Genomic DNA, 16,338 nt, shown 5'->3' with positions numbered 1-16,338 from the left:
CTTCATCCTTTCTGACTACTTTCTCGAAGAAAAAACAGCATCAAACACACCCACAAAATTGTACACATCAAATACATGGTGACAGCTGTCCTCCAGCTCCCATAACCTGATCTTCATGTCCTCCCACAATTGCTGAGCTTGGACGGCATCTTCTCCCTCGAGCAGCTCTAAACCATGAGTCAGCTCCTTCCAGATGTCTGTGTGAAGCTTCATATATTCCCATGACCTGGCGTGACATTGGTTTTCCCGCTGAATATTGCTCTCGATCACAGACTCGAATTGATGAAAAAGCGAATAAACTTTCGAGAATAAGGATTGACTATCGATATCTTCCCGAGTCAATGCCTTTTCCAAATTAAGTTCGAAATAAAGCTCAGACAGCTTCGTCGCATACGCCAAGCATGCCATTCCGTCTTTTCCATAAGCGCTTGCAAAATAATCCTCTGCAATATCACTGAAGCTAATCTCTTTGTTCCATAATGTTCGTGCCATGACCGTCATAGCAATGCCATTTGGAAAGAAGCATCTCTGGACTTGACAGCTAACAAAGCCATTCAGACCAAGCTGATGCAAATGACGGATATCTTCATGTAATACTTTTGAAATCTGTACATAGCCGGGATCTCTTTGGTGCGCCCACATGAAATGGTAGTCAAAGTCAAAGCTGTCACCCTGAAATTGACTCCGCCAAGCATTAAGAAAGCTTACATTACCTTCCACGGTTTGCGGCAGATCTAACTTATTTCTGAAGAACGGTGGAACATCAGGAACACTATCAATCGCCGCGAATGATTGTCGGTATGTGCGGGTAATCGGTGCGAATTGCATGACGAAGCGGTTTGGATTGACAATCTTTTCTTTCTCGGGGGGCCACAGAAGCTCATGATAGATGAGAAATACAATGCGGTTTCCCAACTCTTGATTCGTCAAGGCTTCGTCCAATTCATTCATTAGCTTGACATATAAATCGGAAGGCGATTCAAGAACACATCGCTCGCATTCGCATTGATTGTTGGAGCCGTCAGACAGCCAAACATGCAACAAATCGACCTCCGGATGCAAAGATGCATAGAGAACGATTTCCTTGACCATTTTGTCGCGGGCTTCCCCATTCGAATAACAGAGCTCTGTATTAATGGGGATTCCCTCCCACAATTCACGCTTGCCGTTCACTTGAGCGAAATACGGAGTGATCTCAGGATCGATCTCTTCTTCCCATTTCTCCCAACTCAGCCCCTGGATTCCAAAAGGAGCGCAAGTCCACCCATGTCCAACAGCTTGATAGATCATTCCTCTTCTCTGAATCTCTTGTTTAGCCCTCTCGACATATGTTCTTGCCGCTTCCACGTTGAAATCTTCAGGAGGACTCTTCAGCGGATTATTCAAATGATTGTACCATCGTTCAAAGAAATGATAGGCTTCTCTGAATTGAATAAAATAGCTGTTGAATCCAACCTTGGCCATCCAATCGATCATATCGGTCACATGTTCAACACTAACCGCTCCTTCCATACATATTCCCCTATATGGATAAGAAGCACGCTCATGCACATTTACGGCGAATGACCTGAAATCCATTCGCGGCAAATATTCACCATCCACTCCAGGCCTTACCCATCTGCAGCCCAGTTCATTCAGAAAGCGATAGACTGCGAGCAGTACGCTGCGCGGATTAACCCCGGTTATCGTACCATTTCCGTGAGATACATCGATCCTTATCGCATCATCGTACGGCCTTTGTTCGTGAGCAGAGAGTGAATCAGCCAGAAAATCATTGGATAGTCCGATCCATAGGCCTTTTTCACTCTTATCATACTTTTCTAGCATTTTGTAAGTCATGCTGCAGCTTGAAATCACTCCCAAGTAACGGACTAATTCTTGTACTGCAAAATGGATCGTTTGGTTATCGTGTTCAATCACGTAAACGCAACTTTCCTGCTGCATGTCTAATTCTCGGAACAAATTATCCTCCCCCTCTCAACGTTCTTTTCCAAGCACAATTTCTTGTCCTTTCTCGCATGAAGCGACGATCGCGTCGGCGACTTCAACCCCATGAACGGCATCATTGAACGAAATAACTGAAGGCTCTTCACCCTGCGCTATACAACGGCAAATATAAGTCAACTGCTCACGCAAGCTTCCTACTGTTTGTCCATGAAGCTTCACATGTATATTCATATCAGGCGTTAGTCTGCCTCCGTTATCCCAGATGTGCAAGCCCGAATGACTCGATTCGAAGTGTGCCGTTCCACTTTTGCCGATCACTTCTATCGCATCGGCAATTTCAATGCCTGCTGCGTCCGGCGTCATCCAGTTGCTGTGCAGGACGGCAATCGCTCCGTTCTCGAATTCTAGGTTCGCCCACAGCACTTCAGGAGAGGAGGCGCCTGACACAGTCCTTCCGTAAGCCTTTACCTTTTCGACCCGGCAGCCGGCATACCAAATGGCCAAGTCAATATCGTGTATCATCAGCTCGTAAACCGTATGCACTCGCTTAAAGGTTTCGAATAGAAAGTGCTCCCTGGCCCGCTTCATATACATGCTCACCGGAGTGCCGATCTTATCAGACTCAATCGCTTCTTTTATCGCAGCATAACGGGGGTCGAAGCGCAGCAAATGGCCAGGTAGCAGCAGACTGCCGCTTGCTGCTGCTGCAGCCTGCATTTCCCTTGCTTCTTCAGGCCGGGTCGTTACCGGCTTCTCGACAATGACATGTTTGCCCGAGCGAAGCGCTTTCAATGTCGGATCCAGATGCTGGCTTTCGAAGGTAACTACACTGATCAAATCGATATCATCGTTCCGCAGCAGGTCATCCACATTGGAATATAGCTGCTTAATACCGTATTGCTTCCCAGCTAGCTCCAGCTTCTCCGGCGAGCTGTCACAGACAGCCACGACCTCCGCTTGACCGAGCGAGCAAAAGGCTTCAAGGTGGTTCATTCCCCATCTGCCCAAACCAAGAATACCTACCTTCACTTTGCCCATTAGTTATCCTCCACTCTATAAATTCGGCGGAACTTCGAATGAATATATTGTGATCCCTAATGCAAGGAATCGACAGAGAGTTGAGATGTCAGTAAGATTTTCCCTTTTGTCACCTTACCAGCAACCAAATCCGCAAACGCCTGATCCCCCTCAGCAAGCGGACGAATCTCCGTCCAGCCCTCCTCAGTTATTTTGCCAGTAGTCAGTAAATCTACGGCATCCTGAAAATCCTCACGCGTATAGCAGAACGATCCTAATATTTCGATTTCACTACGTGTCAAATGATTAATAGGCAGTACCGTTTCATCGATCCCAAGACCAATATTCATGAATGTTCCGCCTGGATTAATCAGCTTCATCGCTGTATCTCTTGTCGATTGAAAGCCTGCAGCATCGATCACGACATCGATTCCTTTGGATCCAAACACTTGCTTCGTCCGCTCTTCAAGATTGTCCTCGCGCGCATTAGCTGTTTCTTCGATCCCGACACTTCGGCTCATCTTCAATCTTTCCTCATTTGTATCAACAATCATGACCTTCGATGCACCAAGCAGCGCTGCTATCTTAGCGCAGAGCAAACCGATGCCGCCGGCGCCGAAGACGACTACATTTGCAAATGTATGGCGTTCCATCGCTCTTCGAGTCGCCCGCAGAGAGCAAGCAAGAGGTTCAGCAAGAGCAGCACGAAACGAGCTCATCGCTTCAGGAACTACAACTGCAGTTTCGACGGGAACATTGGTCCACTCTGCGAATGCCCCCGGTTTATGAATGCCAATTATCCTTCTGCTCTTGCACAATTGGGGCATGCCTTTCCAGCAGCTAGCACAATTTCCGCAGGAGAGAAGGGGATTAACGACAATTTTCTTACCTATTAACCCTTTATTTTCTTCATTACCGACCTGCTCTACAATCCCGCAAAACTCATGCCCCATAATCAAAGGGGGGATTCGAAGACTGTTATGACCCAAATACCCTTCGATTTCTGAGCCACAAATCCCGACAACCTCAACACGTACTAGCACTTCATTGACTAGGGGAATGGGGCGTTCACGATCTTCCCAGTCCATTTTTTCTGCAGCATTCCATACTAACGCTTTCATCTGAGTAGCTCCATTCTATTTAATGGCTGATTCACGAACATTATTGAAAGATTCCAGTGCATGGAACAGCTTATCTATATCCTCTTCATCGTTGAACACATGAATGGATATCCGAAACCGTCCGTCTCCACCCCATACATAAACATTATGCTCGCTTAAATAACGAGCAATCGCTTCTCCTTCTTTGGCAACGACGCTGATGTTTCCTGCTCTGTTGTCCGGATCTTTCGGCGTCATCACTTCATAACCACAAATCAGAAGCCGGTCAATGACCTTGCTGCCAAGTTTCAAAATATGCTGCTCAATCCGATCGATTCCATGCTCCAACAGCAGATCCGTTGAGAAACGGGTCGCATAGACAGTTGCATAGCTCGGATAACCCAGTTCGAAGCGGCGAGCATCTTCATGAAACTTGACCGATTCAAAACGCTCTGAGCCAAACATATCGTGAACACTTCTCCAACCTATTGCACGCGGCTGAAACTCTGCTGTTCTTGCTTGGTTTACTCCGAGAATACCCATGCCATGCAAGGATAGAAGCCATTTATAGGAGCTGCACACCACAAAATCAGTTTCATTCATATCAACCGGAACTGCACCAAGTGACTGTGTCGCATCGAGTAATAGGAGTGCATTGGTCTTCTTGAGCTGCGCATATAAGGAACGGTAATCTAGTCTAGCCCCGCTCAAATAGCTTACATGACTTGTCATAACCAATCGCGTACGCTCATCCACTTGCTCCATGATGTCATCAACGGTGACCTGCCATTGCTTATGATGAACTACACGAACCTCCAGACCCTGCTGCTTCAACAATACCCACGGAAGAACACCTGAAGGAAATTCCAGATCGTTGATCACAATATTATCGCCTTTATTAAACGCAAACGATTGAGCGATCATAGAGATTATTTCCGAAGAATTGGACAACAAAGCAATATCGGATGGTTTGCCGTTTAACAGCCTCGCTAAATTAACTTTGCACGCTTGCTCGATTTTCGTGTTATTTTCACGCCCATGCGGTCCTTTGCCTCTATAGTTGAAATATTCAGCTACGGCATCCAGACAGCCCTGGAGAGGTGGAGCCTCTGCTCCATTGTAAAACCAAGTACAATCTTCTAATCCGACGAAAGACTTTTTATTGATCCATGCATTCATAGGGCTTCTCCTCGTCTTTATAATTAGAATGACCACTGACTTTAGCCTTTAATTGATCCAACCAATAAACCTTTAATAAAATACTTTTGCAGGAAAGGATATACACACGCAATTGGCAAAACCGTAATGACTGTAATGGCCATCTTGAAGGTTTGTGGCGTAATAGCGCTCATTTGCTTTTGCCCCTGATCTCTCAATTGATCCAGTGAGTTGATTTGATTCAGCGTGTTATACAGCACATATTGCAATGGGTACAAATTAGGAGACATCGTGTTATAGATTTGTGTATCAATGAACGCATTCCACTGATTGACGCATTCAAACAATACAACTGCGGCAAATACTGGTGTGCAAATTGGGAAGATCACTTGGAAAAACAGCCTGAAATCGTTCGCCCCGTCCACAACAGCAGCTTCTTCCAACTCTTTAGGCAATCCTTCAATATATGTTTTGATTAGTACCATGCTGAACACTGAAACAGCACCCGGAAGAATATAAATCAGGAAGGTTCCCTTCAAATTAAGATAACCCATCAACAAATACATCGGGATGATCCCGCTGGAGATATAAAGTGTAAACACAAAATATTTGCGAAAAAATTTCACACCACCCAAATCATTGCGCGTGAGCGCATATGCACCCATGGAGGTGAAGAAAAGCATAACTGCAGGTCCGATCACAGCACGTGCCACAGACACAAGAGCACCTTTCAGAACGGCTGGATCTCCAAGCGCTTTTGTGTAAGAATCAAATGTGAATCCTGCTGGAAGTAGAACGAGCCCACCCTTCAGCATATTCGGGCTGCTTAGGGAATAACTGATAATATAAACGAAAGGAAATACCATAAGTAACAAAATGAACAGCATAAACAAAAAATTGCCGATATCGAATAGAGTGCCGCTTATCGTTCGTTCCTTCATCTTGTTCTCCTATCTAGAATATGGCTTTCCCTGTTGTTTTTTTGGAAATGGTGTTAACTAAAACGATGATAAAGAGACTTACAACCGTCTTCATGATGCCAACCGCAGTCGCGTAAGGATAATTAAGCAATTGCAGTCCATATCTGTAGATGTAGATATCGAGAACCTCCATCTTCTCCCAGTTCGTCGTATTGGTGAACAGATAAAACTGCTCGAAGTTGGAATTGAGTATCCATCCACTGTTTAAGATTAGGAGTACAACTAGGGTCGGGATTAAGTTAGGTACAGTAATGTACCACATTCTCTGAAATCGGTTAGCTCCGTCTATTTCGGCGGCCTCATAGAATTCAGAGGGAATCGAGGCAATAGATGAAATAAAGATGACACTGTTATAACCCAAATACTTCCAAACACCAATTAGGATAATAAAAACCCACGAATACCTGGGATCCCCAAGCACATTGATGCCTCCGTCGATCCACCCCCACTGCACTAAAGTCTCATTGATCGCTCCTGAAGAGGTAGCAAACAGCGCACTTGAGAGCGAGTAAATAATGATCCACGATATGAAAAAGGGAAAAAAAGTAACGGTCTGAATCAGCTTCCCGAAGAACCGCAGTCGGATTTCATTCATTAGAAGCGCGAATAGAAAAGCCGTTCCTAAATTGGCAATTAGAGCACCTATATTAATAGAAAGTGTATTTCTCAGCAGGTAAACATAGTCCTTCGTTTCCGTGAAGAACGCTTTGAATTGCTGCAATCCTGACCACTCCGAAGTGAACAAGGGAAAACCGGGCTTATAATGAACAAATGCAATCGCCCAGCCAAACAAAGGAACATACGAGAAAGTAAATACGATCAAAACAGCCGGTATAAGCATGGCATATAAATATCGTTGTCTGACGATTTTTGTTATCATAAATTTTCCTTTCCACAACTCGGAAGAGATGAAGAGGAACAATGGAGATTAAAACGATTGTCGATCCAAATATCCATTGCTCCCACCATCCTCAAGCTCTTACTTTCCTCTTATTTCAGTTGATTGAGCTGGTCTTGCTTTTCTTGATAGATTCGGTTGTATTCATTGACTACAAGCTCCGGCTTCAGCTTTTGGTAATCACTGATGATGGATTGATATAAGGTCTCGAATTCTTCATCATTCTGCGGCTTGATGATCAAGTTAGTTGAATTTTTGACACGGAAATCGACCATCTTCTGATGCAGGGCACCAAGATCTGATGTGGTGTCAATAGAGACTGTACCAGCAATTCCGGTATTGGCTACTTCTCCGGTCTTCAGATAATAATCCTTTGAGCTCTCCCAGCCCAATGCGTTATAGGCTTCTCTCATTCCTTTTGTCAGCCCTAATTCGTCTTGAATTTTCGGATCGAAGCCCATAGTGTAAGGAACCCCATCCTGACCGTTCGTCAACACATTACCCAAGAAATTGAACAATCCGAATCCTACGTTTCTTTGTGCATCCGCGTCAGTCAATGTCTTCTTATAAGCTTCGGTCGGTACACGCTTACCATCAACAATCGTATATTCTTCTCCTTCGAACCCGGACTGAAGCAAGATTCTACCTTCCTCAGTCGCTCCCCATGCCAGCAGTTCCTTAAATCTCTCCGGATGCTTGGCATTTTTAGTAATGGCGTAGATATCAAATGGCCGCGTATCCTCCACGCGAATTTGACGTTTCTCGTTCCGTTCCATCTGCTTCATACTGCGAACTGGCATGTTGATATATTGCATTTCGGGATGCCCAGCATCGATTAATCCTTGGTTCGCTGTTGACAGCCCCCATACTACATACCAAGATGACAATGCCCTGCCACTATTGAGCTTCTCAACAAATTGATCGTATTTATCTGTGAAAGAGTCTTTATCGAGTATTCCTTCCCGATATAGCCTGTTGAAGAAGCCTAAGCTTTCCTTCACATACTCGTTCGTCATAGTGTCTTCAAATTTTTTGTCCACCTGGTTCCAGATGACCCCCATATTCCCTGCAGCTGCTGTATACCTTCCACCCTTCTCATACATGATGGTGGAAATTCCCTGCATTCCCCAAGGCTCAGCGAAAGGTATAATCATACCAAGCGTCTTTTGGCCGTTTGTAGTTGGATTATCCTTCAATGCCTGCTTGAGGAATTTGATGTAATCATCAGTTGACAGCAAATTCGGCCAGCCCTGCTGCTTCAGAGCGTCGGTTCGAACTCCGATATCAAGAACCTCGACATAATTTTTGAAATCAACCGGCACACCGCCCTCCCACTTGTAAAGTTTTCCGTCAGGAGCAGTCAATTTCCATAATGGAATTTGCACGTTGAACATTTTGGCGAAATCCGGTGAATTTTTCGCAAAATCATCCAGTGGCAGCAGAGCTCCAGCACGTACATATTTATCGAACGTGGCATTGTCCTGAATCTTGATGATTTCCGGATAATCTCCACCGGCCAGCATTAGATTCAATTTATCTGTGTAATTGCCAGGTGTCTGAACAAAATCGAATACTATATTAAATTTCTCTTTAATAAATTTGCCGATTTTTGTTTCATCGCTTCTTTTAATCTGATTGTTATCTTGAGTAAGAATTTTAATCACATATTCCTCTTGCGGGGGTGCCGTAGTCTCATTCGTGCCGCTCGAGGTGTTCTCCGGGCTGTTGTTTGATTTGCTAACAGATGGGGTGGAAGTTCCCGAACTGCAAGCCGCGATCAACATAACACAACAAGTCATTACCATTAACATGATTTTTCTTCGAGATGCTTTCAATTCAAATCCTCCCTTTATTTTCAATGTATTTGTTTGCGCTTACAGTTTTTAGAATAATGGATGTACGACCTTTTTCATATGTTCAAATGTTAGTGTAGTTATGTCTATATTTTACTCGAATCATCACGATTAGCTTCCCGATAATGAGACGCAGTTAGACCCTTGCATTTTTTGAATGTTTTGGCAAAGTGGAAGTAGTCCATGAAGCCCGAGTTTTCCGATACTTCTTGGATGGAAAGACCCGTTTCGTTTAATAATCTACAAGCATAGGCTATTCTTTTCTTGGTCAGATACTGCAGGAAGGTTTCGGAGGCTTCTTTTCGAAACAATTGACTAACATAACTCGGATTCAGGTTCAGTCTTTCGGATATCATCTGAAGAGATAGATCCTCTTTGAAATGCTCGTCTATATACGCCACAATTTTGTCAAATGTGGTGGGGGGAAGGCTTTTGGGGCTTGGCGTGAAGGAAAGTTTGTAGTGGGCCAGGAGCAGCGATTTTAAATAAGTGATCATCTCGTTCACATGACTGAATCTATTTGATAGTTGCTGATAGGACGATAATTGCTCTTCTTCCAAATTGTAAACATTGAATAAGACCATATTATACAGAGTCATTGCATTCCTGATCGTAAAGCATCCCTCGGCAATCAATGATTCGATTGTTCCGGTCAGTTCATTGACAAGCTCCGTATTCCGCGTCTGATTAAGCTTCCATAGAATCTCCTTTACCTTGTCCAAATTACCGCTTGGAGAAGCAGCATTCCATATTCCTTTATTTCCAGTGATAAAGAAGCAATGCGCTGCGACACTGGCATCTCGAATCGAGTTGATCAAGTCCGCGGGATCATTCACACAGCTTCCAATTCCGATGCCTGCAATCTCTTCAAGAGGCTCTGCAGAGAGCGAATCTGTCAGTTCTGTAGTGTAGTCGCCTCGAATGATATAGGCTTTCAGACTTCTGCCTATCTGTACAGCAATATATGGTACGCCATCTGGAATTTGTAGAGGAGCATTACCGACAACGACGATGGCAACCGCACCGATTCTCTCTTCCCACACAAAGCCTAATTTGCTCATAGTTTCTAGCAGCAGCTTATTCGAATATCCTTCGTTCTCTTGTAACATATTCAACAATTCCATGTGGAGGATGGCTCTAGTCCTTTGCTTCTTCTTGTTAAATTGGTCCAATACCTCTGAAATTTCAACTTCATCAAACGGTTTTACACAATAGGATAGCGCTCCATATTGAATCGCCCTTCTGGCATATTCGAACTCCTTATACCCAGACGTCACAATAAAGCTGATATCTCTATTCAATTCATTGCTTTTCCTTATTAATTCCAACCCATCCATACCTGGCATACGAATATCGGTAAACACCAGATCCGGAGAAAGTTGTTTTATTTTCTCGTATCCTTCAATTCCATTAAATGCTTCAGCTATGATCTCATATCCGAGAGATTTCCAGTTCACGATTGACTTCAAGCTTCTTACAATCCATTTCTCATCATCTATAAGCAGCACTTTAAGCATTAGCTTCTTCTCCCATCTGCGGCAGCAATAACTCAACCTCTGTACCTTTATCCTTTTCGCTGGTAATCATTAATCCATAAGGGTTGCCATAAGCCGTTCTTATGCGATTATGAACGTTTACGATTCCAAGATGTTCATTATCATGTTTGTGGATACGCTCAAGAAAGTCCTCACCTGCAGCCAATTCTGCTTGGATTGAATCCAATTTTTGATTTGTCATTCCAAGACCATCATCCTTAATCCATATGACGATATCACCATCAAGTGTCGTCTTTCCTCCGAGCCACAAATTCCCTTTTACCATTCTGTTCTCAAGTCCATGAGTTATCGCATTTTCCAAAATAGGCTGAAGGATCATCTTGATGACCCTACAGCTTAATAAGTCCTCTGGAAACTCGATATGAACCTCAAACCGGTCGTCGAATCTGAACTGCTGCAGCATTAAATAAGACTTTGCAATATCCAGTTCTTCACTGAGTTTAACTACATCCTGACCTTTAATACTATAGCGAAGCATCTTGCCCAGAGCTGCAACCATATCCCGTATTTCCATCGCACCGGCTTCACTGGCCATTCCTCTTAACGACTCTAGCATATTGTACAAAAAATGAGGATTTACCTGCAGCTTTAAGAACGCGAGCTCAGCCTGCTTCTTAAGCAATCCCAATTTCATAATTCCTGTTTTGGATGTAATGACCTCATCCGTCAATTGATCAATTTCATCCAACATGCCATTGAACCTCTCAGCCATTATCATTATCTCGTTATATCCTATCAATTCGATTCTCTTCTGGCCGTGATAGATGTTTTTGACCTTTTGGATCTGAATAAACCTCATGAATGTCTTAATCGGCTCAAGTACGTTGCGGCTAATTACCCAAAGCAGCAAACACATAAAAGGGATGAAAATAACCATAATCCACCAATAAAACACCTTGATTTTTTCTAATCCCCGGAACAAATCCTGTTTCGAGTAGATGTTCACTATTCTCCCCTGAAGATCAGTCAACTCCGTTGTTTGAATGATATATTCTTGATTATCTTTAATCGCGGAGGTATCCAGCTTTTTCCCGATCATTGGTATATCGTTGCTCGAGGAAACCGTTCCATTGCGATCCAGTACATAGAAGTTACCGAAGCCATTCTCGAGCATTGTGGTAAATTTAGGAAATAGTGCATTCAAATCCAATATGACAATAAAATAACCTAGCGTATACGAAGGGAATATGTTATTAATTCGGGAACCGATTACAAAATATTGATGGCTGACACCGTTAACGGCCATCTCCTTTAATCCCGCATAATAAGGTTTCAATCGTAGATCCGGACTATTTTTCATTTCAGTAATGGTATCGAAAACAGCTTTTCTCTTGTTTTTGTCTGACATGAGGTTCACATTATTACCATTTTTCCCAATAATGGTAATTTCCACTATCCCGTTCTTAAGCTGACTAATCGTTGTAATTTGGGAGTCGACCTTTTTAAATAAATCAATCTTATCGATCAGATCAGAGGATTTTAAATACTGATGAACATCCATATTGTAAGAGGTATTGATGACCAGCCCATCTATATTCTCGATTTGAGATTCGATGTATTGGGTAATTTTATCCAGCAGCTCGATCGAATACTCTTCATTTTTCTGATAAATCACTTTCTTAGATTGAAAATAAGTCAAGAGCATGACCACTGAGACAACCATTACGAAAAGAATAAATATCATTAATAATTGAAGCTTAATGGGCCTTCTCTTCAGATAATCCATCGAATTCCCTCCTTAATTTGATGGAAGATTGTAGTATGTAACTTGCTAATTTCACCCAAATATATCATTACCGCTAAATGGAAACAATATTATTATAGGATACAGAGGCGGTCCCCTAGGACCTTACCTTAGTTTTCACTTGTGAAACAACTCACTTTTAGAGAAAATAAAGTTCAAAAAGAAAAAGTCTATTCTGAACTAGATAGAAGGTTATTCCAGCATGCAAAAGGCATACCCATCAGGGTATGCCTTTTGCGCAGAAATATATTATTTTACTGTGTTGCTGCTGAGCATGCGATCCAGCAAAGTAGCTGTTTCTGCGCGGGTAATGGTATGTGTAGGAGCGAAATGTCCTTGAGCGTCCCCTTGGATTAAATTGCACTGAACGGCTGTAGCTACGTAAGGACGAAGTTCAACCGGAATGCTGCCCTCATCCTTGAATTTCTCTTTAAGCAGATTGTCGGCGGAAACAGCATTCATCAGGGTAACCGAAGGTTTTTTCTTTATCAGCACTTTCACCATGGAAACGACTACGTCCTCGCGTTTTGCACCCGCTGTAGGATTGAAGCTTTCATTGCCCTGTGGGTCTTTTTTCATATCAAAGAATTCTTTAGTTGCTGCGATGTTTTTGTATGACCATCTGTCTTGCGGTACATCGGAGATACTTGGAGCCGCAGATGTATCTGCATGTAAGTTAAAGCTTCTGGACAGCATGGCAGCCAGTGCTTCACGAGTTACAGTTGAATCCGGGTTGAAGCGTTTGTTCTGGTCTCCTTGCAGAATGCCTTTCGCTACCAGATCCTTAATGGATTTTACCGCCCAGTGATTATTGATATCGATCAAACCATTGTTTTCATTGTTCGTATTGACAACTGTTGCGACAGTGTTATTGTTTTGCGGCTGAACAAGGGTCGGATCGTTTTTTACAAGAGTGCTTCCGAAGCTCGCATTATCGATTTGCTTTTTCAAGTGGTCAGGCAGGATGTTTTTTTGTTGATCTGCTTGAGCCTTTGTCATGGCGCCGGCAGTAACGTCAGCGTCGATGGAAGTAGCTACGGCATTTTTCAGCTTTTGCAGGAATGCGTCTTTCTTCAGACCTTTCTCTGTTGCTAATTGAGACAAGGTTTTGCCTTTTTTCAATTCTTTGGTAACGGATGCTTCGTCAACTCCAAGCACTTTTGCGCATCCTTTGACTACTTTGCTGTCTTGAAATCCGCTTTGGTTAACAGCAGCAACGGCTGCGTTATGTTTTAAATTTGGTGTTGCAGCGAATGCTTGAGAAGCGTGCATGACGCTTCCTGCGCTGAAAAGACAAGTAGTAAGAAGAGTACCGGCGATGAATTTTTTGCTTATTGCTCTCATGATAGTAGTTCCACCTCTCGGGTATGTTATTGTTTGTTACAAGGACAAGTATAGACCCCTTATCTGAAATAAATCTGAGCGATCCCTGAAAAGGACCTGAGCATGAGCTGAGCATTTATTGAAAGTGGGCGAAATGGCCTGATCATGCCGCCAAGGTTTGGGATTTTGCAAAAAATAAAAGCATAATCGCGGCAGTTCACAGGAAACTGTTACGATTATGCTTATTTCATTCATACGATCTTTTTCAGATTTTCCTTCCCTCGCTCTTTTAATATCAATTTCTCCAGATATTCAAGCAAGCGCGGACAAATTCCCTCTATTTGAATTTTCCATAATTCTTCCTCACTATATCCTAGGTTCGGCCGGAAGCGCCCCGATACGCTCCGTTTCTATATAACCGGGAAGGTGAGAACGCGTAAACGATGCCTATGACGGCGAACAAGAAAGCGCTAATCATGAAGGGACGGCTAAGGTGACCGCCGCTCGCAAGCCAGCTTCCTAGTAGCGGCCCGAAGACGACCCCGAGCCCTTCGACGGACGAAAAAATTCCCCATCCCATTCCTTTGGAATTCTCCGGAACGTAACTGGCCATCAGAGTATTCCAAGCCGGAAGCAGCGCGGCATAGGCAACACCCATCCCTAACGTCAACGCTTCAGCGGCTAGGAAAGTCGTCACTTGGGTCAACCCGTAGAGAGCTAATGCGAAAGCTCCAAAGCCGCCCGCCAAAAACCATTTTCCTCCGAACCGGTCGAATAACTTGCCCATCGGAATGAGCAAACCGATCACGCAAGCGCCGCCGGTCATTAACAAAATCGAAAATTGCGTGTGGGAGAACGCAAGACGTTCCGCGACGAAAGACGAGAGAACGGGCACAAGCATGCCTCCAGCCAGGGTCTGAAGCAGCATCCCTGGCAATAGGAAGCCGCCTTTGCTCATCCTCCGCCAAAGGCCGGTCAATTGTTGACGAAGAGTAACTTTGTCTTCGGTGTTGGCGCTCATCGTTATCGCAGTCATCCCGCTTATCATCCAGCCGATGAAACACAGGCAGAAGATTGCGGCGAAAGCCGTTCCATAGCCGATATCTATCATGTATCCGATGGAGACGGGTCCTAGCCCTAGCCCGGCCAACCAATAGATGTAGAGCTTTCCCATCTGCGCAGCGCGGCTCTCTTCCTCCACTTGGCCGAGGCACATGAGCCATAAAGGGGAGAACCCGGCACCAACCAATCCTGCTCCGGTCAAGAACACCCATACGTTCGGGGCAGTCATCAGAAGGCCAATGCCCAATGCTGACAACAAGAACCCTACGTTTAGGACTAGTCGTGGCGATAGCTTATCGAGCAAATAGCCGACGAAGCCTTTAATGAAAGAATCAATTAAATAATGCAACGATACGGCCGTTCCGATAATGGATAGTGAGAAACCTAGATGCGATGCCCCGTAAGACGGAAGCAATACGACAAGTAACGCTCCCCGGATGAATTCCGCAAAAAACAGCGCCAGTGCGAGCCTGCGAAAATTGTTCTTCAAGCCGATTCTTAATCTTACCGATTCGTTAGCGATATCCATGGACGCGAACCGCCTTTCGACTCACCCGCAAAGGAAGGACTGGAATGGGAAGTTCGCTTTGTTCCATCATTCGGATGACTTCGTCCGCGATTGAACGCGCGGCTCCCGGACGGTAGAGGGCTTGCATCGCTTCGCGGATCCGGTACCGGTTCGGTTCTTCCTGCATTCTAAGGAGCTCTTTCGTCAACTCTTCCGGGCTATTCGCGATCCGAACGGTTCCTAAGGCGGATAGCATCTCCGCATTGCCCTGCTCCTGTCCAGGTATCGGACGGTAGACGATTACGGGCAGGGACAAACTTAGCGCTTCAGACAATGTAAGTCCTCCGGCTTTGGTCAACATGCAGGAAGAAACGGCCATCAATTCTTCCACATAATCAACGTACCCCAAAATGCGAACCCGGGGCTCTTCCCGAAAAATTGCTGACAAGTGATCCCGTAACTTTTGGTTACGCCCGCAAACGATAATGATTTCGTATTCAGTGATCCGGAGAGCTTCGTTCGTCATCCATTCGACGTCCGCCAGCACGCCGAATGCCCCCGCAGCGATTAGTGCAAACTTAGAATGGGGATTCAGTCCATGCTTTCGGAACAACTTTTCTTTGGATTGCGGTTTTTCGAAAGCTTCCCTAATGGGTATGCCGGTCACGGTAATGCGGCTGCCGCCGATTCCAGCCGCGAGCATCTCTTGCTTCAATGCTTCCGTCGCGACGAAATAGCGGTCTGTATGCTCATGCAGCCATCTTGCATGAAGGACGAAGTCCGTCATGACGGTAAACGTCGGAATCGTATAACCTTCTTCATCCTTTAAGATCTCCATCCCCAGGAATGGGAACGTATGGACGACTGCATCCGGCTTAATCCTTTCAATCGTCTCTTTGAGCTTGCCTTTGCCGATCCGATGAATCAACTTGCTATAAGTCTCGTCCGGTGTGATCCGGTTCGTCCGACTATACAAATAACCGTATAAGCTAGGAAATCGAGACATGCTACTTATATAACAAAACCGCGAGAAAGCGTTCCAGACGGGGTGAGCTTCCGCGAGCAGATCTACCAAATGAACCTTGAGGACTCCAATGGAGGCGAGCTGTTTTTGGATTGCAAGCGACGCCTGAATGTGCCCTTCACCGAAGGAAGAATAAAGGATTAAGATGCAAGGATCTTTTTTCATGAG

The 16,338-nt window shown here is 44.5% G+C and carries 12 protein-coding genes; all 12 read right to left on the bottom strand.

Annotated features, from left to right (window positions below; all coding sequences use genetic code 11):
• Positions 1 to 15: 15 nt before the first annotated feature.
• The 12 genes from EKN16_RS05350 to EKN16_RS05295 all read right to left on the bottom strand — a co-directional run bounded on the left by EKN16_RS05350 (position 16) and on the right by EKN16_RS05295 (position 16,335).
• Positions 16 to 1,962, bottom strand: coding sequence for a DUF4838 domain-containing protein (locus EKN16_RS05350; protein WP_164522683.1), 1,947 nt, complete (start codon positions 1,960 to 1,962; stop codon positions 16 to 18).
• Positions 1,963 to 1,977: 15 nt separating this feature from the next.
• Positions 1,978 to 2,985: a Gfo/Idh/MocA family protein gene (locus EKN16_RS05345; RefSeq protein ID WP_125654323.1), complete on the bottom strand. Its 1,008-nt coding sequence runs from the start codon at positions 2,983 to 2,985 to the stop codon at positions 1,978 to 1,980.
• Positions 2,986 to 3,041: 56 nt separating this feature from the next.
• Complete coding sequence (locus EKN16_RS05340; RefSeq protein ID WP_125654321.1) at positions 3,042 to 4,085, bottom strand: zinc-binding dehydrogenase; 1,044 nt, start codon at positions 4,083 to 4,085, stop codon at positions 3,042 to 3,044.
• 15 nt (positions 4,086 to 4,100) lie between these two features.
• Positions 4,101 to 5,243: an aminotransferase class V-fold PLP-dependent enzyme gene (locus EKN16_RS05335; protein WP_125654319.1), complete on the bottom strand. Its 1,143-nt coding sequence runs from the start codon at positions 5,241 to 5,243 to the stop codon at positions 4,101 to 4,103.
• Between the two features lie 41 nt (positions 5,244 to 5,284).
• Positions 5,285 to 6,163, bottom strand: coding sequence for a carbohydrate ABC transporter permease (locus EKN16_RS05330; protein WP_125654317.1), 879 nt, complete (start codon positions 6,161 to 6,163; stop codon positions 5,285 to 5,287).
• Between the two features lie 13 nt (positions 6,164 to 6,176).
• Positions 6,177 to 7,082, bottom strand: coding sequence for an ABC transporter permease (locus EKN16_RS05325; RefSeq protein WP_125654315.1), 906 nt, complete (start codon positions 7,080 to 7,082; stop codon positions 6,177 to 6,179).
• 110 nt (positions 7,083 to 7,192) lie between these two features.
• Positions 7,193 to 8,935, bottom strand: coding sequence for an extracellular solute-binding protein (locus EKN16_RS05320; protein WP_125654313.1), 1,743 nt, complete (start codon positions 8,933 to 8,935; stop codon positions 7,193 to 7,195).
• 104 nt (positions 8,936 to 9,039) lie between these two features.
• Positions 9,040 to 10,470, bottom strand: coding sequence for a response regulator transcription factor (locus tag EKN16_RS05315; protein ID WP_125654311.1), 1,431 nt, complete (start codon positions 10,468 to 10,470; stop codon positions 9,040 to 9,042).
• Positions 10,463 to 12,235 carry a sensor histidine kinase gene (locus EKN16_RS05310; RefSeq protein WP_125654309.1) on the bottom strand — a complete coding sequence of 591 codons (1,773 nt, stop codon included), beginning with the start codon at positions 12,233 to 12,235 and terminating at the stop codon, positions 10,463 to 10,465. Before EKN16_RS05310 ends, EKN16_RS05315 begins: the two co-directional genes overlap by 8 nt.
• Before the next feature lie 267 nt (positions 12,236 to 12,502).
• Positions 12,503 to 13,597: an S-layer homology domain-containing protein gene (locus EKN16_RS05305; RefSeq protein WP_125654307.1), complete on the bottom strand. Its 1,095-nt coding sequence runs from the start codon at positions 13,595 to 13,597 to the stop codon at positions 12,503 to 12,505.
• A gap of 352 nt (positions 13,598 to 13,949) precedes the next feature.
• Positions 13,950 to 15,167, bottom strand: coding sequence for an MFS transporter (locus EKN16_RS05300; RefSeq protein WP_125654305.1), 1,218 nt, complete (start codon positions 15,165 to 15,167; stop codon positions 13,950 to 13,952).
• Complete coding sequence (locus EKN16_RS05295; protein ID WP_125654303.1) at positions 15,154 to 16,335, bottom strand: MGDG synthase family glycosyltransferase; 1,182 nt, start codon at positions 16,333 to 16,335, stop codon at positions 15,154 to 15,156. The genes EKN16_RS05300 and EKN16_RS05295 overlap by 14 nt, the downstream gene beginning before the upstream one ends.
• Positions 16,336 to 16,338 lie beyond the last annotated feature (3 nt).

Source organism: Paenibacillus baekrokdamisoli (assembly GCF_003945345.1).
GTDB lineage: Bacteria > Bacillota > Bacilli > Paenibacillales > Paenibacillaceae > Paenibacillus_Z > Paenibacillus_Z baekrokdamisoli.
The sequence above is the reverse complement of the archived record's forward strand: the minus strand, read 5'-3'. Positions and strand labels throughout refer to the sequence as shown.